At 53.1% G+C, this 25,160-nt stretch carries 14 protein-coding genes; 4 read left to right on the plus strand and 10 right to left on the minus strand.

Annotated elements, in window-relative coordinates:
• Window positions 1–151 precede the first annotated feature (151 nt).
• From AC0L6S_RS07055 to AC0L6S_RS07065, 3 genes are all read right to left on the minus strand, one after another.
• Window positions 152–5,674 carry an FG-GAP-like repeat-containing protein gene (locus tag AC0L6S_RS07055; RefSeq protein WP_473427720.1) on the minus strand — a complete coding sequence of 1,841 codons (5,523 nt, stop codon included), beginning with the start codon at window positions 5,672–5,674 and terminating at the stop codon, window positions 152–154.
• 481 nt (window positions 5,675–6,155) lie between these two features.
• Window positions 6,156–7,751, minus strand: coding sequence for a GMC oxidoreductase (locus tag AC0L6S_RS07060; protein ID WP_473427721.1), 1,596 nt, complete (start codon window positions 7,749–7,751; stop codon window positions 6,156–6,158).
• A gap of 65 nt (window positions 7,752–7,816) precedes the next feature.
• The gene (locus tag AC0L6S_RS07065) at window positions 7,817–10,402 is read right to left on the minus strand and encodes a tetratricopeptide repeat protein (protein ID WP_473427722.1); all 2,586 of its coding nucleotides are present in this window, start codon (window positions 10,400–10,402) and stop codon (window positions 7,817–7,819) included.
• Between the two features lie 354 nt (window positions 10,403–10,756).
• Between AC0L6S_RS07065 and AC0L6S_RS07070 the strand changes: the two genes are divergently transcribed.
• Window positions 10,757–11,959 carry a class-III pyridoxal-phosphate-dependent aminotransferase gene (locus AC0L6S_RS07070; protein WP_473427723.1) on the plus strand — a complete coding sequence of 401 codons (1,203 nt, stop codon included), beginning with the start codon at window positions 10,757–10,759 and terminating at the stop codon, window positions 11,957–11,959.
• 26 nt (window positions 11,960–11,985) lie between these two features.
• Here the strand turns inward: AC0L6S_RS07070 and AC0L6S_RS07075 are convergent, their stop codons facing one another.
• The 3 genes from AC0L6S_RS07075 to AC0L6S_RS07085 all read right to left on the minus strand — a co-directional run bounded on the left by AC0L6S_RS07075 (window position 11,986) and on the right by AC0L6S_RS07085 (window position 16,139).
• Window positions 11,986–13,215: a hypothetical protein gene (locus AC0L6S_RS07075; RefSeq protein ID WP_473427724.1), complete on the minus strand. Its 1,230-nt coding sequence runs from the start codon at window positions 13,213–13,215 to the stop codon at window positions 11,986–11,988.
• Window positions 13,216–13,432: 217 nt separating this feature from the next.
• Window positions 13,433–14,821 (minus strand): tetratricopeptide repeat protein, encoded by a 1,389-nt coding sequence (locus tag AC0L6S_RS07080; protein ID WP_473427725.1) that lies wholly within the window; start codon window positions 14,819–14,821, stop codon window positions 13,433–13,435.
• A 64-nt stretch (window positions 14,822–14,885) separates the two neighbouring features.
• Entirely contained in the window at window positions 14,886–16,139 is a 1,254-nt protein-coding gene (locus AC0L6S_RS07085) for a hypothetical protein (protein WP_473427726.1), read from the minus strand.
• A 416-nt stretch (window positions 16,140–16,555) separates the two neighbouring features.
• On the opposite strand from AC0L6S_RS07085, the gene AC0L6S_RS07090 reads away from it, so the two are divergent.
• From AC0L6S_RS07090 to AC0L6S_RS07100, 3 genes are all read left to right on the plus strand, one after another.
• Window positions 16,556–18,013 (plus strand): glycosyltransferase family 2 protein, encoded by a 1,458-nt coding sequence (locus AC0L6S_RS07090; RefSeq protein WP_473427727.1) that lies wholly within the window; start codon window positions 16,556–16,558, stop codon window positions 18,011–18,013.
• Window positions 18,014–18,213: 200 nt separating this feature from the next.
• Entirely contained in the window at window positions 18,214–20,154 is a 1,941-nt protein-coding gene (locus AC0L6S_RS07095; protein ID WP_473427728.1) for an acyltransferase family protein, read from the plus strand.
• Between the two features lie 46 nt (window positions 20,155–20,200).
• Complete coding sequence (locus AC0L6S_RS07100) at window positions 20,201–20,572, plus strand: hypothetical protein (protein ID WP_473427729.1); 372 nt, start codon at window positions 20,201–20,203, stop codon at window positions 20,570–20,572.
• 109 nt (window positions 20,573–20,681) lie between these two features.
• Here the strand turns inward: AC0L6S_RS07100 and AC0L6S_RS07105 are convergent, their stop codons facing one another.
• From AC0L6S_RS07105 to AC0L6S_RS07120, 4 genes are all read right to left on the minus strand, one after another.
• Complete coding sequence (locus tag AC0L6S_RS07105) at window positions 20,682–22,358, minus strand: radical SAM protein (RefSeq protein WP_473427730.1); 1,677 nt, start codon at window positions 22,356–22,358, stop codon at window positions 20,682–20,684.
• Window positions 22,359–22,407: 49 nt separating this feature from the next.
• The gene (locus AC0L6S_RS07110) at window positions 22,408–24,420 is read right to left on the minus strand and encodes a hypothetical protein (RefSeq protein WP_473427731.1); all 2,013 of its coding nucleotides are present in this window, start codon (window positions 24,418–24,420) and stop codon (window positions 22,408–22,410) included.
• 127 nt (window positions 24,421–24,547) lie between these two features.
• Window positions 24,548–24,700, minus strand: a complete 153-nt coding sequence (locus tag AC0L6S_RS07115; protein ID WP_473427732.1) for a DUF5989 family protein — start codon at window positions 24,698–24,700, stop codon at window positions 24,548–24,550.
• The gene (locus AC0L6S_RS07120) at window positions 24,700–25,155 is read right to left on the minus strand and encodes an SxtJ family membrane protein (protein ID WP_473427733.1); all 456 of its coding nucleotides are present in this window, start codon (window positions 25,153–25,155) and stop codon (window positions 24,700–24,702) included. The genes AC0L6S_RS07115 and AC0L6S_RS07120 overlap by 1 nt, the downstream gene beginning before the upstream one ends.
• Between the last annotated feature and the right edge of the window lie 5 nt (window positions 25,156–25,160).

Genomic DNA, 25,160 nt, shown 5'->3' on the forward strand with positions numbered 1-25,160 from the left:
CATTGGAAGTATAAGGGAAAAAACCGCACAACCAACAACACGATATAACAAGTTGAGCGGTCAGTCGCATCACAATGTCCGGATTCCTGAAATTATCCGGACTTTGTGAACTGCAACGTACTCCCTATTCCAATTGCTGTTCAGTGAACAATCAGGGAGGAGAAGTTCCGTTGAACATATCAGCTGCGAGATTGAACGCATCAACGCCTATCTCAATACCCATCAGCCTTCCAGGGATATCATCAAGTGGTGGATGTATGCCGCCCCAGATCCGCGACAGACTGCACTGATCAGAAGCATCGCGGTAGGTCGCCCACTCCAGCGTTATATCGACACTGGGACCTTCTTCAAATACCAGGAACTCGTTGGCTGGCACCGCAAAACCACTCATGCCACCGGGGAAGAATGCATCACCGGTTAACGCCGTCATGATCTCAGCCGCCGCACGTGAGAAGGTCGAGTGGCCCGAGACATAACCGGCGAAGGGCGGTGTGACAAAGCTGGGACGCTGATACGGCCACCAATTCTCCGCAAGAATCCAATCCACGCCGGCATCGTCACTCGCGGGATCGACGATATAGTCTGGCCCACGCCAGGCGAGTACTTTTATTTTACCAACGTGTTCGTTAGCAGTACCTGCCAGAGGGTCACCCACCCCTACCAGTTCCACATAACCCGCTTCCAGCGGTATGCCATTCACATGATATGACGGCAGCGCAGGATCTGAACTCTGCCCGAGATCGGCCATCGCACGCAGCGAGGAGATCGGACGGATATAGTCGTACCACCCCTTCACACCCCAGGCCGTAACTGCTGCATCATGCATACCGCCGCCCAGTGTGAAGTAGGATTTGACCTCCCACTCAAGGTGGCCGAGTTCCGGGCCAGCGCCGGCAAAGCGACGGGTTGACAGCGGATGGTCGTTAACCTCGTTCAGAATGACAAACCAGTGCCCCGGCGGCGTTTCCGATTCCGGGCCGTCGGCCCAGAACTCTGCCAGAACGCGTGCATAATCACCACGCGGTACGATCTGAGGAGCATATGCCTGACCGGTTACCGGGTTCACCGTGTAACCTACGCTCGCATCACCCCCTGCCAGTGTGTTGTAGAACTGGTCATAATCCTCAAACTGTGTCGGGTAGGACTGAATGTTACCGATTGAGGCCGGCGAAATATCCATCATCACACCGTCACCGGGATCCAGATGAGCCGACCAGATAGAGACCAGTGAAAAGGCCCACTTGTAGACATCACTCAGCGTACCATCAACAGTCGGAGGCAATCCGGGATCGTGATATACCCAGTAATCGAAACCCTCGCGCTGGTAAACGTTCAGGTCCGAAGTCTGCAATGCAAACGGTACAACGCTGCCCCACTCCGGCCCCAGGAAAGCCGGCGTATTGCTCACCGGATTGCCGGACTGGTCGATAGACTCCACCAGCGAAAGCGGCTGCCAGCGATTCAAATCGCTGATATTCGGATTCCCGGGAAATTCAGGTTGCAGCGCGATATTGACTGGCTGATAGCTTCTGTTCCTGTATTCGTTTGCCTCATTTGAGCCATCGGCAATACCGAAATCGATATAACACTGCGCAATATGGTTGCCCAGCGCTGCGGCAGAGCCAGGTGTATTATCATTGGCGTTGTAGCCAAGATATGCCATCAGTGCATCCGCATCGCGGGTCGTTGTCCACACACCGGGCGAACTCACAAAGCGGTGATTAAGCAGACGATAGACGGCGTGGCTGATCGCCTCGCGACGCGCGGCCTCTATATCCTCAGGAGGAGTAATGCTGACAAGCGGACAGTTGATGGCCGCGCGCGTTCGGCCGTACAACCAGGTTTCCTCGACATCAGCATAAGCGGCCCAGGCGTCGTACATCGCTGCCGAGATATGGAACAGGTTACGAGCGTGAATCGTCGGTCGCGCAAAATCTTTGCGAATGGCCTGCACCAAAACCTCATTCCAGCGTCTGGCCAAACCGACATCGGCGTCGGGCGAAACCCCGGGCAGGTAGTTCGCCGTTACGATGGTAGCGCCCTCAGGCATCACCAGCGTTGTCGCTGCCGCATGGATATCCGAGATGACACTGCCGTCTGCGCCGGACCAGTGCGAGAAGTAATAATGTGCATCAGCCGGGGCCGCCGTGAGCGTGACTTCAGTGCCCGGTGTATAAGACCCATCGCCATCGCCATTCACTACGAGCAATTCGGCAGGCTGCAGCGGTTCATCCAGCGTAAACAACATCAGGGTGTTCACATCAAACGCCGCCGAACTGCCAACATTGCGGGCATACGCCACAATGACAGAATCCCCGGCATCCGTAGGCGTAAGACCAAAGCTGTTAGACGTGCTGTAATCCTGCCCAAGCATCCAGTTACCCGCGGGAGAACGCACCCAGAATTGGTATTCAACATTGGGCGAGCCACCCGTCGCTGAAGCGGTGAACGTGACTGTCCCGGTTGTTTCATAAGGCCCTGGGCTAGGCTTGTCAGCCTCCAGAGTGAGGCCGGCGATCTGCGGCAGATCGAGCACTTCTACCAGCGTTGCACCAAGCGCCTCAAAAGCAGATGCGCTACCGGCGTTGCGCACAAACACCGATATACTGTAGAGGCCTGCTGCCTCAGGCTGCCAACCCAATACTTCTGAGGTTCCGTATGCCTGGGTGAAAATGGGTGTGCCATCGGTTGAATTGACCTGAAACATATACTCGTAATCGCCACTGCCACCGGTGGCCTGAGCGGTATAAACCGGGACGTTGACGTCTTGAAGTATAACCGGGCCTGACTTGCCGGAACTGACTCCCACGGTTTGAGCCGTAGGCGTGTTCAGCAATTCAAAAGTGAAGAACCCCGGCGCGCCGAGCGGATCAGCACTACCTGCGGCACGGGCATAGACTACGACATCAATACTGCCTACTGACGTGGGAACGGCCGCATAGGTAGCACTTTCGCTATAGTCCTGCACCAGCTGCCAGGAGCCGGCATTTGTACGCGCAAAGAACTGGTACTCGGTACCAGAATCATGTCCGCCGACAGTCGCGGTAAAGTTCACACTACCGATGCCTTGGAACTGCGCCGGACTTTGCTTGTCTGCAGTGATCACAATCTCGTTGGGCGCGGGCGCATCCAATACGTCAAAGATCATCGCATTAATGGCTTCGTAGGGCGCTGTGCTTTCGGCGTTGCGCACCGCCACAGAAATTATATAGCGCCCAGGGCCGGGAGGAGTCGACACATAGGTCGACGATGGCCCGTAATCCTGGGCCACAACGGTGAAACCCTCGGGCGTAGTAACGATAAACTGGTACTCATAGCTACCCGAACCACCGTTTGCTGAAGCGATAATGGCCACCTCTCCCAGTGTGTCGTGAAGCGCGGGTGTGGGTTTGTCAGATGTCAATCCAACGGCCAGTACAGGTGCGACAGGGAACACCTCGAAAACTGTGGCGGTCTCCGCTTCAAAATCGGTGATACTTCCCGCATTCCTGGCCCTGCCAACGACGGTGTATGACCCGGCTATAGTCGGTGTTACATCGAGTGTTGCCAACGAACTCCAATCCTGCACCATGGCCCACTCATCGGCAGGGTCCTTTAGCCAGAACTGGAATTCAGGCGTGCCTGCATCTCCGCTGCTTGTGGCTGTGATAGTCGCCATATCACCATTGTTTAAATACATCGGGTCTGGTTTGTCGACCGCAAGAGACACACCCGTTAAAGGCGCATCCTGGGTGACTACAAATACAAGGTTTTGCTCAATCTCGAACTCGGCGTTGCTGCCGATATTGCGCGCGCGAGCCATTATTCCGTATTCGCCCACGGATACCGGTGAGAAGATATAGGTATTGGCGTGGCTGTAGTCTTGTGTAAGTTGCCAGTCACCGCCCGGCACAAGCTGCCAGAACTGGTATTCATACTGCCCGAAGCCCCCATCAGCGGAGGCAGTGAATGTAATGGCACCCAAATCCTGTAGGCCGCCTGGTGAGGGCTTGTCGGCAACCAGAGACAGGGTGCCGGGCAGCGCATCTGCAAAGGTAATCCGTTGATTCACTGGCTGTGCCGTGTGAAAGGTTTGCACACCGGTGGGCCAATCAATCTGCACATCGACGGTACTGCCCGAGGCCAGCTCACCAAGCCCGAAGTGAAGACTACCTGAGCCATCCTGCGCCATCCAGGTGCCACTGGCACTCACCTCCTTGGTCTGGCTGGCGCCACCGGCCGAAGGTGTCACGGTGACATAAGCGCCGATGCCATTGGCAGCAGAGGCTGTAGTGTTGAGCTTTATCTGCAGCCAATCGCTGTCGTTGACTGTGTCATTGCGGAAGAGGTTCGGTGCAATACCGCGGTTTATTTGCAACAGGTCCTGGTCGCCATCGCCGTCGTAGTCAAATGCAATGACGCCAATCGACACCTCGTTTACAACGATGCCATTGGCCACGGCAACATCTGTGAACACCCCGTTGCCGTCATTTTGAAAAAGCAGAGTCGGTTCGTCGAGAAAGCCACCAACCCAGTTTACGTCCGGAAATTCCTCGACGCAGGACGGGCAGTCGGCAAAGCCATTCGCCTGAAACAAATCGAGATCACTGTCGTTGTCGAAATCGACAGCGACCACTCCCCAGCCCCAATAGCCCTTGCGAATACCTGCGGCATCGGTACCGTCTGTGAAAGTGCGATCGCCATTATTGAGATAGAGCCGGTTACCATCCCAGTGATTATCCGGGACACCGTCATCATCCTGATCCAAAAAAATGGAGGTGGTAACAATATCAAGCAGGCCATCACCGTTGATATCAGCTGTGTCCATGCCCATCTCGGTTCGACCGGTGGCGAACCCTGAGTTTGCAGTCCCATCTGTAAATGTACCGTTACCGTTGTTCCAGTAAAGCCGGCTTTCATCATAGTCAGAAGCGATAACCAGATCCGGCCACCCATCACGGTCGAGATCGGAGAAGCGCGGAGTGTGTGGATAGACTCCGGGGCGGTATCCGGGAATACCGTTTTGAACGAGACCCGCGGTAATAGTGACATCGTCGTAATATCCGGGCTGCAATGCCCCCCGGTTTCTCAGCAAGCGGCTGATGGGTCCGGTCGTTTCCAGCACTTCCATCCATGGCTCGAGGTATTCGGCGACGAAAATATCCAGATAACCGTCCTGGTCATAATCGCCGAAAGCGACTCCTCGGCCAAAGCGAAAACCACCCGGTATAGACGCGCCACGCAGTCCCGCCTCTTCGGTAAATATGCCACTGCCATCGTTGATGTAGAGGTAGTGCCCCTGCTCGATATGGGCTGTGACATAAACATCCAGATCACCATCGTTATCGATATCACCGGCCGCTGCGCTGCGACCATCGGTGACCAAGGTGAATCCAACCTGCTCACCAATTTCACTGAAGCTGCCATCGCCATTATTGCGAAAGTAGAGATCGCGGTCTTCCCGCGTAGGTATGATGATATCGATATCGCCGTCGTTATCGAAATCTCCGGTGGTAGCACCGCCGTCCAGATTAGGCGGCTGACCATTGCTCATGGTCGGCATCGGCAGAGCTGTCGTCGTCACCTCTGTAAAGCTGGCCTGTGCGTGACTGGCCAGGGTAGCCAACCCCAAGAGCAGTACAGCGGAAAAGTGAGTGGGCAGTAAACCTGCCGATGCGGATCGAAACATTTTCATCATCAATTCCCGGGAAGTGTCACAATACGCGATTCTGAGTTATTGCTTATATCTCTCCCGCCGGTCACGCCACGGGGCTCAGGGCCGCTCATATCCATCAGTTGTGCAGTCGTCACAAGGCCATTCCCTGGGCTACACCCGATACTTTATTTGGTCGAGACTTCACTCACAGCACTCCTTGCATTACTCAGGTGTCGACGGATAGTCGCTACCTGGCTCCTATTGAGCTGCACGCCTTGTAGCCTGCTTAGCTTCTTGCAACCTACCTCGCTGCAAAAAAGATGCCATTCTAGCGAAAAGCAGACACAGCAAGCCTTCTAGCGCATCCTGAGCTGCCCGTATTCCCACTGTGTAAAATTTGCTGACACCGGCCCTGCATACGCTTACGCTCCTACAGCAAACAAACTAGCAATGGCTATCCATTCGCAGCCAAAAACAGGGCGCCTCCCGCCCTGACGACACACAATGTCCCTGCCGGATGCTACAAGCTCTCAGCCACCCGAAGTGCATTGGCGGCGATGGTCAGACTAGGGTTGGTTCCGCCGCTGGACGGAAAGAAAGAGCCGTCCACCACATACAGGTTGTCGAGGTCGTGAGCCCGGTTATTGCTGTCGAGTACACTGGTCTGTGGGTCATCACCGAATTTGCAGGTCCCGCAAACATGGCCGTAGTTGATGTTGTTTCGGCCACTGAGTACACGGACACGGTGCTTTCGCGACAGTGTCTGCTTGACCCGCTTGCGGAAGTACGCATTGCGCCATTTCAGCTCTTTCGTGTACTCATATTCGAAGCGCATACCATTGGGCGCACTCTCATCCAAAATGATACGATTATGCTGGTAGGGCAAGTCTTCCACGATAGTCGCAAACATCGTTGACCGGGCGAACAATCGCGGCGCGTACTCAGAGAGCTTTGGCAGTAAAGGGTTGCTTATCTTACGCCACCAGCGAGGGTCGGCATCCGCAACATGACGCATATAGGCAAGGATAAAGACCGATTCAAAGGGAAAACCCACCGTCTGGAAAGTGCCCAGCTTATGCCCGTTATCCATGTAGAAATCGTTCAGCGCCAGGGTTTTTCGAGGACCCTCCGGCGAGAGCCATTCCGGGGAGTCCAGTGCCATAAAATCACTGGTGTGCAACATCAGGTTGCGCCCCACCATGCCCGAGCGGTTGGCCAAGCCGTCCGGCCAGGTCGCCGATGCGGATTTAAGCAATAATCGCGGCGTCATGTAAGCGCCTGCGGCCAGCACGACGGTGCCGGCCTTGATAATAATTTCCTTGCCCTTGTAGTTAGCGCGTATTCCGGTTACCCGCTGTTTATCCGCGAGCAACTCCTCGACCTCACACTCGGGCAGAATCTGGGCACCGTGCTCGGAAAGCGCTGGCAACAGACAGACCTGCCCCGCCTCTCTTTTGCAATTTTTTGGACAAATCTCCGTGCACTCGAAACAATTGGGAACATACTCATAACCAACGTGCGCGCGATAGGGATGCAGGCCTAAATCCTTGAAGGAGTCGTGCAAGGCCTGATCCCGCTCGGCCAGCGGTGGGGGTTCGCGTAAATTTGCGCCCTCGTCTGTATTCAGTACATCCTGGGTACCGCAGACATGAAAGAGGGATTCCGCCTGCCGGTAATAAGGTGTCATAGTTTCGAGCGAGACCGGCCAGTGATCCGGCAGACTGGTTCCCTCGACATGAGCAAAGTGCTCTTTCGGCGAAAAGTCACTGCGCTGGAATCGCTCCAGTTGCGCGCCGTAGTGCCCCGTGGTGCCACCCGAGCCGCAGCCTAATGGTGCGAAGAAATCGGCTTTGCCAAACGTGGTCGTACCCTGCAAGCGGCTGGGCCACCAACCGGTATGTAATCGCATGTCTTCCTCGGACATTGCACCTGAGGGTGGTTCGGGCGCATTGAGCGGCCCGTTGTGGAGGAACTTTCCTTTTTCCAAGTACAGCACTTTGCGCCCTTTTCGCGCCAAGGCAAGCCCGATAGTGGAGCCTCCCATTCCTGTACCCACCACTACCACGTCCCAATCGCCGTCTTCCGGGTTCTGTGGTATGTATTTAGATACGTCCATGCTTCGCCGCTCCTGTCAGTCGCGTACCAATTGGTATCGCATGATGTAGTGTTCGCTCGGGAGCATCACTTACCTGTCCCCGCTGCGTCGAGTATTTGCTGAATCATTGCACCTGAATCAGGCGCACGCTGAAAGCCCCGAACCATCTGCTCCGCTATTCCATTGAAGCCCGCAGTTGCCGCGTCGAGCGACGCCAATGTCAGCGGCTGGTGATGATCCATATAAATTGGTTGTGAACCCTGATAGTACCATTGCACGACAGGCTTATAGATCGCTTCCACATTCCTGACCAGATGCCCGCGGTCGAAAAGAATAACAGGCAAGCCATTAAAGGATCTCAGCAAAATCGTGTGTGATACTGAATTCCAGTAAAAGGCATACTCTGCAGTCAACAATAGCGAGACGAGGCGTGTAAAAGAACAGAAACTGATTAACTCAATATCGTCGTACCCGCGCAGATCTCGTGCCAACTCCCGAATGAATTTTTCCGGAGCGATGAATATCGGTCGCCGCCCCGCGTCCCGTGCCTGCTGTAACAGCCGCACTACAATTTCTCGAAAACCGTGCACCGCCTCAAACATCAGTTGGCCTTCAAGATCAGTGGATGACAGTACGAACAGCCAGTGCGGCCTGGTACTGGTGTCGGGTTCCAGCGATGCTTTGTAGAGAAGATTCGGGTTAAAAAATGCCACCTCGCGCGCAGCTGTCGCCTTCGTCTGCCCGCACTCTGCACTTGCGTGTGCCGGATACAGGTGAAGATGCTCGCGAAGAATGCACTCTGCGCCGGCCAATTGCTCTACAATCTGCTCGTCCTGCTCCTTCTTCACACTCTCCAGATGCTGGAAGACATGCGCGGGCAGCTCCAGATCAGTGGCATCGGGAACATCGATCGATATCAGCTCGGCGATGGGTTTCTGCGACAGCACGCCAAGGAACGGGTCGGCAGTCACCACTTTGCAACCTCGCGTGACCAGCGTGTCGACAAAGACCTCCAGCGCCTGATGTGAGCAAATATCGTGCATGCTATAAAGATATCCGGAACACAAAAACACGATATCCGGTGAAAACGACTCGACCGCCTGATCCAGATCAGCGAACGATTGGTAGCAGAATGTGCGCCCCGGAAACGCATCGCTATTAGCCTCGTAAACGCGCTGTGGCATCTGCACCATGATCCTGTCCGCGCATTTCAACCCCAGAAGCAGATACATCACAGTGGTCAGTTCGCCAAAATCGTTGTCGAGAATAAACAGCATGCGTGCTGTTTGAGCCGGCTGACGGCTACCGGGTTCGGGGTTTTCCGAGCATCGCGCATGCCCGGGAACAAGGCTCTCAAGCCAGCGTTCAACTTCAAACACCCGCGGACCAAAGCGGGCTTCACTCCAGTCCAACTCTGGCAGTGGCAATTCCTCATCTCTGGGTGATGGAGCATGCAATACGGCGCCGGGATTAACCGTCAGGTACGCTTTCTGCGTTTCGAGTTTAAAAACGGCAATACCCAGGTTTCGTTGCAACTGGGCATCATCGGGCCTGGCCACGAGGCATTGCTCATATGCAGACGCCGCTTGCTGCCAGCGTTCCAGTTTCAACCATACACCGGCCTGCAGCTCGGCAAGGCGCAGATCATCAGGCAGCGCCAGCCGGGCCTGGGCATATGCTGCCTCTGCCTCGTGCCAGTATCCCAACTTCGAGAATGCTGTGCCCAGATTAAGGTGAGCTTCGGCATCATCATCGGTGATTGACACACAGTCCTGATAGGCTGCAACCGCTTCATCTAAACGATCCAGCTGCAACAGCGCATTGCCGAGGTTCTTTAATGTCCATGGGCTATCTGGCGATAATGCGAGCGCTTTTTCATAGGCCGGAACTGCACCCGGATAATCTCCCAACCTGCCAAGAGAATCGCCCAGATGGTGATGGGCCCAGGCATTCTCGGCATCCAGATTGATAGAGTTACGATAAGCCTCTACAGCGGCTTCCCACCTGCCCTGCTTCGCGAGTGTTTCGCCGAGTTGCAGGAAAAGCTGAGGCTGCGTGGCATCGGTGGCCAAAGCCTTCTGATAAACTGCTTCAGCTTGTTCCCATTCACCCTGCTCTGCCAGCGCACGACCCAGATTCTTCAACGTCCAGTAATTTTCAGGTGAAAGTGCCAGCGCCTGCTCATACGCGGTTACCGCCTCTGCATACTCGCCGAGATGGCACAGTGCATCACCCAGATGGTGATGTGGCCACGAGTTGTCCGCATCCAACCGAATGGAAGTGCGATAGGCATGTGCAGCGTCTTGCCACTGCCCCTGATGCGAGAGCGCTTCGCCCAGGTGGAGAAATGTCATAGGCTCGGTCCAGTCATAACCGATTGCACTGCGATAGGCAGCCTCGGCCTCATCCCAGCGTCCGAGTCTAGATAATACGTTGCCAAAATTCTTGAGTGTCCACGGACTCTTTGGCGATAGCGCCAGTGCCTGCTCATACGCGACCATCGCCTCAGACAAGTGTCCGAGCCGGGCCAGGGCATCACCGAGATGGTGATACGGCCAAGCGTTCTTCGCATCCAGCGCTATGGATTTTCGAAACGCCTCTACAGCGTCCTCCCAGCGCTCCTGCTTTAATAACGCCTCACCCTGATGCAGGTGTGACAAAGATTCAGTCACCGGTACGCACCATGTCATTGCAGACATTCACCAACTGCGTGCTGCATACCGCCCACAGACATCGATCACAAGCGCGTAAGGCCGATTGTGATGCACCGGGGTCGATTTCAACCTTCTGACCAAACAACTCAGCAGCCTCTTCCAAGTGCTATTTTATAACTGCCTGAATGATACCCCATGAAACCACCCCAGTATCGTATCGTGACAATAGATATGCATAGTGGATCACATTTCGCATGCACCGCGCCGGTGTCCGGCAGCCAAGCAAGTGGTATAGTTCAGGCATGGATATTGACGGCGAGGGATGCGTTCTCGCGTATCAGCGCTTCAACTATTGAATGATCGAGAGAAAATATGAACGAGCAATTATCTGACACCGACTATTTTCGCCCCGATCACTACTTGAAGTATCCCATCGTCTTAAAATCCGCCGACGGCAGTACCATTACAGATGTCAGCGGGAACAAATACCTGGATTTCAGCGCCATAATGGGTGCCGTAAACTGTGGCCACAACGTACCAGAGATCAACTCCAGGCTGGTTGCACAGGTAGGTGCGGTGTGGACATCCAATTTCTTTGCAACGGAAATTCAGTTGGAAGCCATTGCAAAAATTAACGCCATACTTCCGCAGGACCTAAGCCTGGCAGCGCTTTACAGCACCGGTGCTGAGGCCATTGAGTTCGCATTGCGCTTTGCACGGGCGGCAACAGGTCGCAATCGTATCGTATCCTTCAAAGACCATTTTCACGGTAAAACCCTCGGAACGATGCATCTGGTGCAGCATTTCCCCGATTGCTACGGTCCGGTCCCGGAGTCCTACAGAACGGTCATTGACAGCGATGGATCGGATGACCCGGCAGTGATTGAAGCATACCTGAATGCCCTGCCAGTAGAGGATATCGCGGCGCTTATTTTTGAGCCCGTGGTCGGATACTCAGGCCCTAGACTGCTGCACCCCGGATTCCTGAAAACAGTACGCAAATTTTGTAACAAGCATAATATCGTGATGATCGCCGATGAAATACTGACCGGCTTCCATCGCTGTGAGGGCTTTTTCTGCTCTGTTCAAGAGGACATCAAACCTGATGTAATTGTTTTCGGGAAAGGCTTGGGGAATGGGTTTCCCATTTCCGGCGTCGCCTGCTCGCGGCCGCTGTCAAAATATTTGAATAGCGCTCTTCCGGGCAGCACATTCGCCGGTAACAGCCTTGCCTGTGCTGCGGCATGCGGTGTTCTGGAATTAATGGAGCAGCAGAATTTCCCGGAGAAAACGGCGATGCTGGAACGAGCTTTCTACGGGTATTTCTCCCAGCCAGAATTTGAGTCGTACGACATAAAAATCGATGGGCGGGGAGGACTTTTGTCTATCAGTTTTGCAAACCCGGCTCTCAACCGGATACCCGATATCTACTTACAGCTGCTACGGGACGGCGTCATCACGTCTCACACACAGCAATGCATCAGAGTTTCACCGCCTCTAACCATCGATCCGACTGAGTTTAATCGCGGCCTGGAAATCATCGGGAACTGCCTGCATAAGTTATGCGCGCGTTGAGAGCCTCGCAAGAGACTCAATTGGGGTTACTTAGTACGTCGATTGAGGGCACTGGCTAGCCGGTCCAGTAGACGGGGTGCGTCACCCATTTTCTGTCCCGCCAATTTCAGCTTCTCCCTGTCCGCTTTGCGCTTCTCCTTCTCCTCCTTCACTTTCGCTCTGCGCTCCCTTTCGTCCGCCCTCATCTTCTCCTTCAGTTGTTCGGTCTGCCTCTGTTGCCGCCGCTTGCGCTGTCTCTCCTCCTTCTCAGCCTGCCGCTTCGCCGCTCGTATCTGCTGTCTGGCCAGTTGTCTTGCCTGTTTCTCCCGCTCCCTTTCCTCTGCCTTCTCACGCTCTTTCATGGCATTCAGATCTTCGAGTATTGCATCAAACTGTTCGGGGGTTACTCTCTCCAGTGGCTCACCTTCATATAGCGGATAGGAAAACCTCTGTCCGTTAGTGAGGATATTCTCCTCAACCCAACGATTGGAATCAGAGTATTTTTCGCGCACTGCTTCAGTGATCGCTTGCGGAATCTCATACTTTGAAGTGTCGGCTTTACTCAGTTTGCCCAAACCAAAATAGACAGTTCCGTTATTTGGGAGGCCTCGTTTATTGTATTCAAGCTTGAATGCTAATGTTTCACGACTCAGAGAGGGGTTTTCATCGCTCAACATCTGTAGGTTCTGCAACTCCTCACTGGTTAAACCCAGAATGGCAATCAGGAAATCTCTAACCGCATCACCGTCCGTCAGACTACCTCTGTCAAACACCCTGACAGAGATGCCTCTTTCAAAGGCGGCCTGCCATCTTTCCAGAAAAACCCGATAGTTCGGGGAAAATCCTTCCTGATAAAACTGCTCAACAGTCCCTGCGTAGTCAGTTGCGTGAACTTTCTGCAGATAGGAGGAACGCAAGTATGCAGCCTGCTCTCTCAGATAACATACAGGTACGACATCAAAATCCCTGAAAAAATCAGCTACCCTTGCTGGATCACAGGCTTGCAGCTGTTCGCTACTGATAATCACATTTCTACAATTGGTGAGTTCAATCTCACTCTTGAGTTCCAGATATAACTTTTCCAGCGTAGCCTCATCCGCCGAGGGCATTTTATTGCTCAGCGCTTCAGCGATCTCGTGATGAGCGGCAACTCTGATGCCTGCGAGTGGATAGTAATAACCGGACTCAAAGAGCTTGGTTCTGTTGTGATACAGCGTCTTTTGGATAGAGGTAGTGCCACACTTATGCCTACCGAAATGTAAAAACAACCTCTTCATACTTCCATCAATTACCTTGAGATGTGATCACTCCGTAAAAACCGACCGGGACGAATATGTAACGCTGTATAGATTTTAGCGCGCACTCCGTATTCTGGCTGAGCCACCATTGTAGCCCACCGAACAGCTTTTATCCGTCGGTCAGCACTGACCCAAGCAGTCCGGATAGATGAGTATCGCTGCATAGACATGGCGCTTTAAACGACCAATAATCGCCCTACTGGCTTGCACCAGACATCTCGAGCTGAAGTTTCTCAAAGCGTTGACGAGTCTCTTCATCTCCGACACTTATGGCAACTGCCTGCTTGTAAATCATCAGTGCGTCTTCAGCTCTGCCCACTTGTTCGAGCAATGCTCCCAGGCGATTGTAGATGAGCGGGATACCAGCATCTATCTCCATGGCCCTGCAATACGCCGGTATCGCGATTTCTTTTTGTCCAATCTCTGACAGCGCGTCGGCCAACGTTATTAGCAACTCCGCTGAAGATATCATAGTGATCAGTTGGCCATAAACTTCCGCCGCTTCCGAAAGCTTTCCCATCCTTAGAAACAAACGGCCGAGGCGCTCGCGACAATCCGGATTCTCTGGCTCAAGTGAAATACCCGTTCTGTAGCTCATGATTGCTTCCTGCGACCGGCCCAGATGCTCCAACACCTGAGCAAAATTACAGAATGGCAAATACCAGTCGGACTTCAGCTCGATGGCCTGCTGATAGGCGGTGGCAGCTTCGTCCCAACGCTTCAGCTCTGTTAGGGCGCGTCCGAGATTGTAAGGCGGCCAGAAGGAGGTTGGATCGAGCAGTTTGGCATGCCTGAAGGCTACTGCTGCCTCGTCCCAACGCTCCAACTCGAGCAGTGACTGCCCAAGGCGAAAATAGGACCAAAATTCATCGGCTTCAATTTCAATGGCCTTACTACAGGCGGCTGCTGCCTCTTCCCAGCGCTGCAGTTCAACCAGCGCCTGTCCCATTTCAAAATGCGGCCAGAAAAGGTCTGCGTTAATCTGCACGGCTTGCCGGTAGGCCGTGACCGACTCTTCCCAGCGCCGCATCTCCAGCAATGCATGGCCGAGGTGGTAATGCGCCCAGAACACGTTTGGATCTATCTGGATGGCGAATCGATAAGAAGTCGCAGCTTCTTCCCATTGCTGTAACTCAGACAGGGCTCGCCCCAGGTGGTAATGAGACCAGAATTTGCCGGGATCAACGCGGACAGCTTGCCGGTAGGCTGTAGCGGCTTCCTCCCACCGCCGCAATTCAGACAGAGCCTGCCCCAGATGATAGTGCGACCAAAACTTATCCGCATCGATATCAATAGCCAACCGATAAGCGGTCGTCGCCTCCTCCCAGCGCTGCAATTCAGACAGGGCTCGGCCATGGTGATAATGTGCCCACACCTGCTGCGGACTGATCTGGAGCCCACGCTGATAGGCCGCAGCCGCGTCTTCCCAACACTGCAGCTTTGAAAGTGACTGCCCCAGGTTGTAGTGCGACCAGTACACATCGGGATCGACCTCGATCGCCTGCCGATAGGCCGTCACCGCCTCTTCCCAGCGCTCTTGCTTGAACAGCTCGTTGGCATGCTCTTGTGGATTATTGTCGCCCATGCTCTCAGTCTTCTCGTTTCGTACGGTCGTTTGATCGCGCCTCATTGTCACTGACACGCGAAACTTACCTGCCAAATATTTCTTCAATCACCTCTTCGGGAGGAGGCAGTTCTCTCAAATTCTTCACTATATCGTCTGTTTCTTTCTTGTAATCTTTGGAAAGCTCTAGCAGGGCGGCTGCGTCCAGCGCCCGGTGCTGATTTAGACTGGGCGGGGTCCAGTTCTGATAGTACCAACGGACCATACGCTCATGCATTGGTTTTACGTGCCGCGCAAGATGCCCCTCATCGAACATGAACATGGGCAACCCGTTGATGACACGTAAAAAGGTGGAATAGGAGGCCAGATTCCAGTAGAACACATACTCGGCATTTAGCAGGCGGGCATTAAAGTCTTCATACGCACAAAATGTCAGTAAGTCTTTTCGAGCTTGGACGGGTGCGCGAGCCCGCAGTTTTTGCACACACTCATCGGGTGCCAGAAATACGGGGCGTCTGCCGGCCAGCAAAGTCTCTTCCAGCTTCTTCTGCAAAATACCGAGGAACTTCTCTTCACCATAGAATGACGTTTGAAGGTCATAGTCCACTGAACCAAGAATAAACAACCAGTGCCTGTCACTACCTTCCTCAGAGGATATTTTTTCGGCCGGGGTATTCCCGTTATCAGAATCTGCCACATCTCGAACCAGGCTGGGGTTGAAGAATGTAATATTATCAGTACCAACTTCAATCGACTCATCATCGGGATGGGTACGGGTATAGTACAGGTGCGTCGTGTTTCGGATGATGTGAGACGCTCTTGCAAACTGGTTCAATATCCGCATATTGCCAAACGTCGTGCTGAGCCTGTACGGCCAGGGTTGACCCTTGATGATTTCCGTTTCAAACAACTGTAAAGCCTCCGGCGCTGAAGCCTCGGCGGGGTTCAACTGGGAGAAAATCCCGAAAAAGGGATCACTTGTTACCACTTTGCAACTTCTGCCAGACAATAAGTTTACCAGCGCTTCCGTTTCCTCAAGTGAGATGATCTGGTGAAGTGGCAATATATAACCGGAGAATAGGAATACAATGTCTGGTTCGGTTTGATCCACTGTACGGAGAATGTCCTCGATGGAGTCATAGCTGTATGTTTTGCCGGGTAGGGTGTCTTTGTTCTTGGAAAATAAACGCGGTGGAAGTAGTAGCGTTGTAGTGCTCGCCAGATTTCGTCCCTGCAGAAAATACATCGCAAGGCCAAGCTCACCATAATCGTTGTTGAGTATGAACAACAAACGGGGACTTCGAGTATCTTGGCTACTAGTCATAGGATCAGGTTTCAATGTGTTTCGTTAATTGAATAAATCATGGCAACATACTCTGTGGTGAGAGTCCGTTAGCCCCAGAAAGGCTAGCACCTATTCTGCACAGCGATCAATGCTGGGGCTCTCCAAACTCGCCTTATTGACTGTGAAATTGCCGTAACTGTGAATTACGTCCCTCCGCTCTCCGGATTGCGACACCACTATAGAATGAACTGACTCATACCAGCTGCCGCGAATGTGCGCTGGTTCAAGAAACTCCGTGATTACAGGTCGATTTACAACATTAGCGTGCGCTCTTACGAGACAGATAATGACAGTTTGTGCAGCAAGTTCCACTGTAGGGATGAATATTTGCATTGACCTTGGGTATTGGCTAAGTTTGATCGGCGCATTTTATTGAATCAGGTTCCAAACCTACCCCAAGAGGACCCCGCATGATCGTGTCGATAGAAACTCCAGTGTTCAAGGGTAAATGGCTGCAAAAGTGTATCAACTCTGTACTGACCCAATCGTCAAAAAACTGGATATTCTCTCTCGTGTGGGATGGGGGAGACGAAGAATCCTATGCGGTCCTGAAAGAGCTGGAGGCGCAGAACCACCCGAATATCCGCATCTATTTTGAAGAGAACCGCGGTATCGCCAATGCGCGCCATTTCCTGTCTGAGCGCTCTGAGGGGGATTACATACTGCCGCTGGATGATGATGATGTCCTCACCGCCGATGCAGTTGAAAAACTGCTGGCCTTTGCCGAGTCGAAACCGTGGTGCGGAATGGTGCGCGGCCTGCGCAAGTTCATTGATGAGGACGGACGAGTCGTCGACGAGGAGCAATGGTTTCCGTTTGAGCCGCGCCACTATCAACACGGTATGGTGACTGATGTTTTCAATCACTCTCAGCCCTATCTAATCAATCGCGCCATGTACGACTGCACCGAGGGCTGGGCAGGATTCGAGGACTTTATGTTCGCTGGTGAGGATTGCGACATCATTTTGAAAGTGGAGGAACTCGGCCCCATCGAACTGATCGATGAGGTGCTCTACTACTACAGGCTCAATCCGAATCGGGCCAGCGACACACTGGAAGTTCAGGGCGCGCATGAAATGTGGAGACGCCTGGCAGACATAAGCATCGACCGCATCGGTTTACCGATAAAGCGCACAAATGAAGTTCCACCCTACACCTATGAGCGCCTACCGCTTCCCCGCCCGGATAAAGCGATGATCGACTTTATAATCCCTCTAGCTAGTGAGACGGAAGATTCCGAGCACATAACTCGACAACGAGAGGCACTGGCAAAGCATGGTATTGCCAAGGATGCGATACATTTCGTTGCGCCTTCGGACTCTGGTCGAATCGCCAGCTACAACCAGGGCTTTCAGAAAACAGACAGGCCATTGATTTGCCTGTTGGATAAAGAAACCCAAATCGAAGACCCCAATACGCTTGACGCTTTGCTGGATGTGATGCACGAGCAGTTGGCAGATGTTGTCGGCCCCAAATTCGTGAACGCCTCGGGACTGATCGCTTCGGCAGATCCCGGTTTTGATGAAGATCAGCTTCCTGTTCCCAAAGGCGCAGGAGAGCAGGATACACAGCAGTTTGACTACACATGTAATGCGAAATGGCTACCGGACAACTTGCTGCTGATCCGCCGCGAGGTGGTAAATGCTGTCGGTGGGTTTGACGCCGCCTATGAGTGCAGAGTAATCGCAAGCGCAGACTTTTGCCTGAAGGCCAGGGTCAGGGACTTCAAGGTATTGTATAGCGGGAACAGCACCGCAGTCTGTGAGCCCCACAGCCACACGACAGATGCTGCCAGTACTATCAGCAGGTATCACAATAAGTGGTTCGACCACGCTTCCCTGTTCTATGAGCAAAAGCCCGCAGGATAGTATCGCCTGGTACACCGCGGAACGCACAAGCACGGTGTTTTTCCTCTGGACATTACGCCGGACATTGGTCCGGATATAGCATCCCAACGCATGTTTTTTTGTGCTGTATGTCATACCCCGGGGACAATCTATTCGCTAGAAGCCAAACATCCAGCCTATACTAGACGCGCAACTGCCTTCGAATGAGATTTCAGTAACCTATGCAATACCGACCAGATATCGACGGATTGCGCGCTCTGGCCGTATTGAGTGTCCTCTTCTTTCATCTCGGATTCTCAAGCTTTGGCGGCGGCTTCGTAGGGGTCGATGTCTTCTTTGTGATCAGCGGCTTTCTGATTACCCAACTGATCAGGGCAGAAGTAACAAGCACTGAATCTTTCAGCTTCTCCAACTTCTACATGCGTCGCGCCCGTCGTCTCGCGCCCGCCTTGTTCTTTACCTTCGCACTGTGTCTCGTATTTGCCTTTTTACTGTTCTCGCCCAGCGACCTGGAGCGCTTCTCTGGTGCGTTGGTACACGCAGTCGTCAGCCTCTCAAACTTCTACTTCTGGTCAGAAAGCGGCTACTTCGATACCGCTGCGACCATCAAACCGCTGCTTCACACCTGGTCGCTCAGCGTTGAGGAACAGTTTTATCTGATATGGCCGGCCACTCTGGTGTTTTTGCTGCTCAAGACACCCCGCTATGTCATCCCTATAGCACTGCTACTCGCCGGGCTCTTTAGCCTCTACCTGAACCTTGTGTTTTTTACCGGCGACAGTACATTTATACAAAAATATGCGCCATCCATCAACGACTGGTTTTCCGATGGAGCGGCCACCATCTATTACCTGGCACCCTTTCGGATATTTGAATTTGCCATTGGAGCCAGTCTGGTTTTCTTCGACAGCCGCAAGGAGAGTAACCCCGTACTGGCAGAAATCGCTTGTTTACTGGGGCTGGGACTGATCTTTCTCGGTGTGCATTTCTATACTGATGGAACCCCCTTCCCATCGATTTTCGCGCTGCCACCCTGCCTGGGAACTGCTCTTTTAATCCACTTCGGACGTTCGTCCAGATTGTGCAAAATGGCATTGAGCCAGCGTTGGGTCGTCAGATTAGGGTTAATCAGCTACTCGCTGTACCTGATTCACTGGCCGATTATTGTTTTTTACACCTATTACACTAAGACCGTGCTTACCGTCACTGAGCAATGGATAATTGTGGTGACTTCAATTGTCGCAGCGGAAATGATGTACCGCTGGATAGAGAGGCCTTTCCGTTACAACCGCAACGCAGGCAAACAGATGTCTTCATCCAGTTTCGGCCTGAGTTGTGCATTGATTGCGCTGGCCTTCTGTTTTGTCGGTGCCAGTGGCTGGGCAAATCAGGGCTGGGCCTGGCGCTACGGCGACGGCGTGGTGGTACAGGCCCTTAGTGATATAGGAAAACTGCAGCGCGAACGTGCGGCCCACCTGCTGCAGAATCCGCCGGGAGATTTTTCGCAGGATGCGGACAAGCGCCAGATTCTAATAGTAGGGGACAGCCTTGCAGACGACATGCTGGTTGGCCTTGTGCAGAATCTGGGCGACGAGGCCGAAATACAGACACAGCGTTACAACCAGCTTTGTTACCAGATATTTGCCGCACAATCGCCACTGACCGAAGAACCCTGCGCGAGCATCCTGGCAGGCCTTGAGAGTTCAACCAACTTGGGGCTGGCCGATGAAGTCTATATCGTGTTCAGTATGGCACCTAATTTCTGGGCGCCAGAATTTGTTCCGCTCGTGAAATATGTAAAAAGCAGGACAAGGCCAGGAACACGTATCGTCCTACTTGGCCGTCGCCCACAGTTCCCTGACTTTCACTCAATCGCGATTTCAATGGCAGATACTGACAATGCTGTAGAACTCATAGAACGACGTGCGAGGGAGATCGCCGGTGATATTGCACCGCTTGATACACAGGTGAAAGCCACTGCTGAGCAACTGGGGATTGACTTCATTTCTTCATTCGATATTATTTGCCCCGGTGATCGTTGTAAGTTTTTTCTCGACGATGGGTCACTGCTGTTCTGGGACACCAGTCATTTTACTGTAAAGGGAGCCCAATGGTTTGGGTCCCAAATCGTCGATCCACACGATAAAGATCGTCAGGAATGACTACATTTCACAATGATTACACCTAAATAATAGACAGGAGAATATTTTGTCATCAGCACTGGATGAGTTTGAAGATCTGCCACTGGAAGAATCACTGGAGCTCATGCAGAGCTATATGTCGGAGTTAAGCCGTATTGGCATGGACGGCCAGACTGCACATGACATCTCCGTTCTCCCCGACACCAAGGGTAAAATTGCTTCAGCCCTCATTAAGCTGATGAGTGTCACCGACGATCAGGAGACCAAGTCAAACTACCGAACCGGAGTTGCCGTACTTGCCTTCTTTCAGCCAGGCGTTGGCACCGACGGCGTGAGTCTTGATAAGAACGGACCCGGTGAAGAGACCTGGCAGGAAATCGTGGACGAAGAGATGCGAATCCTGAACAAAAAGCTAGCCGGTCTGGGATACGGCATTTAGAAAGAAGCTGCGCAACAATAGTTCAAACAACCTCTGAACAGTTTATCGAGGCAGCGCCTGTGACGTTCAGGGGTATCATCCTGCAGTGACCCTAACACCCTGCTCCGGTTTAACCAGGGGCTTCCTTTCGTGCAGCTATTTCTCGATGAAACCTCTGCATTTCTGACTCGACATCCCGTCGCCAGGCGCTCTGATCTGAGCGTAAGGCGTCGACGTCAATCGCGACTTCCCCTACCATGGGCTGGAAGAATGCCAGAACCGGCGCCGCCTCCCGGGCAAAGCTCTGCTGATCGCTGGGGCCTGTCCCATTGAGGATAGTCACTATCGCAGAAAAAATCGCGTCTTTGGGGTGTTGCAACAAAGAAGCATCATAGACCTTGCTCCCGATGTCGCTTAGAGTCGATACGACAGAGCCAAACTGCTGTAATATTTCGGTCGCCTCTTCGCTCGACAGTTCAGGTTGCGCTGTATCGATATTCTCCACAGGGATTGTCTGTGGGATCTCGTCCCCACTCAAGTGCTGTTCGTAGTGCGCGATGAAACCAGCGACGTCAGCAGACCCGAAACCATCACCCAAAAATGTAAACGCCTTTGACATCTCGGGTTCGGCGGTACCGAACACCTCGGCAAAGCGCTGCGCAACCAAATAGTCATGGCTGTTGTGAAGGTGATGCACCAACTTGGGGAAGTAACAGCGTGTACAGACTGCATCGACATGCGCCAAAGCGTCAGTTGATTTTCCGGCCATAGCCCTGCGAGATTTCGTGTAGTGTTCATTGTTCCACACATCGCTGAAACTCACCTCGCCAGGTACCACAGTGCCGAAGTCATCCGAATCCTTTGATACCGCACAGCACGGCGCGACCGGGCCACCGGCTGTGACCACTGAGTAGCCATAGTGCCAACTGCAGGATTGTGGCAGGATGGCCTCGAGTTCTTTGGGAATGATGTTCCAGAAGGGGTGATGCTCGTGCTCGAAAAAGTAGTCCTCTCGCCCTCCCGAGGATTTCCAACGCTCGACCAGAGCATCCGTCTCGTTCTGTGAGTAATACGGCACCTCATCCTGGCGGTGGCTGGGCAGCCAGCTCTGGTCATGAATAAAGGCGTCACCTGAGAGGAACTGAACGCCGATGTCCTCGGCAAACTGGCGCGCATCCTCAATCTCGTGCTCATTGTGTTTAAAGATAAGAAACTTGTAGAAGATTTCTGTATCCAAGCCGAGTCGATCGCGGGTCTGCGCCAGCCGTTTCAGGTTGTCGTGCACCAGACTCACGTCGCCCCCAACTCGATGTACCTCGTATGCCTGCTGTGAGAACCCGTCTATGGACGCGCTAAGTCGGCCGACGCCTGCACTCAGGAGCTGCTCTATACGCTCATCAGAAAGTTTCAGAGAGAGGTTCGTGTGTAACTCTGTCGCTATGTTATTCGCGGTGGCCTTGGCGATGTACTGATGAATACGCGGGTTCAGCAGTGGCTCGCCATAGTTATAGAACATTATGAGAAACAGTTTGTCTGCCAGTTCCTCCAGCACACTGTCGAAGAGTTCAGGGCTGAGTTTCTTGCGGTCTGCGCGATAGAGAGTCGTGGCTATACCCTTCTGCTTCTTACTCTCATTCTCAATACCAGTGGGACAGGTAGGGCACAGCAGCTGACAGGTATCAGAAGGGTCAATGGTAATGTAGTACGGCAACGTTTCAACCCGCTCGGCCGCCGTGAACATCTCATATTTTGAGCGCAGGAAATTAGTGAACGCCGATCGATTCTGTTTCCGGAACGCCAAAGCCATTATCTTGAATCCCCTCCATCAGGCCGACGAGTCATGGATACAGGGCACATCACTGAGTCGCAGGGCTCGAAGCCAGGTCGCGACTGATTTGCTGTATCTCCGCCTCCACGATACTTCTCCATGTCTGTTGATCAGGGCGCTGTTCATCCAGAGCTACCCCGGCATCCCCAACATCAGGCTGAAAGAAAGCCAGGACGGGAGCCGCCTCTCTCGCGAAAGCCTTTTGATCCGGCGCAACATCTCCATTCAGAACGACAATAATCGCGGATTTTATGTCTTCCTTGGGATGGTGCAGCAGGGATTCATCCATCACCCTGGTACCGTCTATGCCTACAGAAGATATCACGGTGCCAAACTGGCGCAGGACTTCAGTAGCCTCATCTGTCGGGTCGGGAGCGTATTCCGTATCAGAGGCCTCAACCGGTTGTGCAGTAGGAGTTGCGACAACGCTCTCCTGCACAGGTAGTGCCATTGATCTGTCTGGCGGCATCGGATAATCCGGTACCTCAGCGCCAGAAAATTTCGCTTCAATCAATTGCGCAAGAGCGCGACCGGCGACTTCGTTACCGCGCGCGTTGAAGTGCGTGTCGCGCAGGTGATACAAGTGGAGCTGACCGTCGTCGAGCGGCTTCTCAGCCAGAAGCAAAGGCAGCAGGTCCATAATATCGCGATTACCCTCGCGAGCCCATTCGCGGATCTTACGCTGCGGCAAATCGCGCTGTAGCGGCACTTCATGCTTCGCAACAACCGCCTGCCAGAGTTCATCATTAACCTGATATTCATCAGGAATAATCAGAAACGCCAGCGGGATATCACCTGCTGCCTTTTCAATTTCCCCTAACGCCGCGAAAAAGCGGTCATACACACCCGGGTGATCAATAGCTCCCTGATACGCATTGCGTGACTCCAGCTCAAGGTAAATATCCTCGCTCATACTCGGCGTCTCCTGAGACGGATCAGCAACCCATGGATAGCGAGTGACAAGATCCTCGCCCATCACTTCTCCAGTTTCCTTGGTCCAGTCGCTGGCACCCTTCGCACGATCGAGTATCTGTAAACGGTGCCAGACAATACCCGCCATATAATTCTGGGCATCGTACCAGCCGAGTGACGAAGTTGGTGCCGCTTGAGCCACAATGTCATTGCCGACAAAAATTGCTATCACAATCAGATCCGGCTCCAGCGGCAGCGCTTCGTCAACCATCAGATGGCGGTAGTCGACAGGGTTCGTCCCGGGAAAACCGATATTGTAGATCTCTGCCTCTGGAAATGCTCGCTCGGCAACCGTCGAGTAATGATAATAGTGCGGTACCACACCGTAGCTGAATGAGTCACCAATGCTGACTACCATCGGTAAAGAGCGTTCTGAGCGCGGCAGGAACTCGGTATCATAGTGTCCCGTGGAATTTATCGGGAACGAAAATCGGGGCACGCCTGGTTCGATGCGTTCAGAGTCACGACGAATCTCGGACGAGCTATGCTCGGTAACCAGTAAAGGGGTGGGCCATACGGCCGCGGCGACACGCAGTGTAATTTCTGCCAATATCAACGCAATGAATACATTCATGGCGATCAAGTCGGCCCACCGACGCATTTTTGTCGGGGCTCCAAATCCCAGTTTGGGAAGAGCACACCAAAAGCTATAGGCGAGGCTGGCAGTAATCCAGGCAAATATCGTATGCCGTATCCGGAACGGACCTGAGAATGTATCGGGCGTCGAGAGGTAGAAGACACAGATGCACAGACATCCCATTGCAACATAGAGCACGCATCGCAAACGGAACGGCGCATCGGCGGTTAACGTATCCATATGCCGGGTACGCAGCAATTGAACGACAGCACCAGCCCCCGCTATCAGAGTCGAAAGTATTATCAGATAGAGAATCGCCAGCAGTGCAGTACCGCCCATCAAACCGATGATTGGAATGCGTTCGAGCAGCAGGCGCACCAACACCCGGTGCTCCCACATCTGGTCCAGCGTATACAGACACAATAAGGCACCGAGCGTGTGAATAACCACGAATAGCATGCCGTACACTTTATCTTTACCAATCCCGGCCATGGCGATGACTCCGAACCTTTATTTTTGGAATAACGCTCTGTAGACCCTCGCGCTGTGGGCGGCAGGGGTACTTGCTATCTCAACGGACTTTCCCGCTATGGCACGAGACCAACCGGGCTTTGTCCGCCTAGAACAATGTGTATATGAACGGGGCTACCGCTGAACCCTGTGCAACCACAAGGAGCACACCCAACAGGAGCATTACGAGAATGATCGGCGCCAGCCAGAACTTCTTCCGCTCCCGCATGAAACCCCATAAATCTTTTAACAGGTCGACCATTAGAACGGTTTCTCCAAATTCTTCACCGGATTGTCTTTAGAAATAATCCGGTATGTATCAACATCGGCATCCAGCTTTCGTGCCATCGAATCTTTGCCCAGAATTCTCATCACAAAGCCTATAGGTGCAAACACAAGATAGAACACGATGCCCATAATCAGCGGCGTCATCACCTTACTCATCATGATACCGAACTTCATCCAGACGGAATAAATCCCCTTGAGGCTCATGGGCGCAACAATGCCCCAGATGACGAGTAACCCGCCGAGTAGAAAAGGCCAGCGTAAGCTTGTTACGGCCGGGTTCAGAGCACCCCAGAAATCATAGCTGTGTAACAACCGAATCTGCGAGAATATCCACGGGAAGAAGACACCGAACAGGCCGATTATAATAAGACCTGTCACGACTCCGAAATCGCGCAACCCCTTACGATCCAACTCTGGTATTTCATGCATAGCCA

It is taken from the genome of Halioglobus sp. D3-4 (assembly GCF_055809315.1).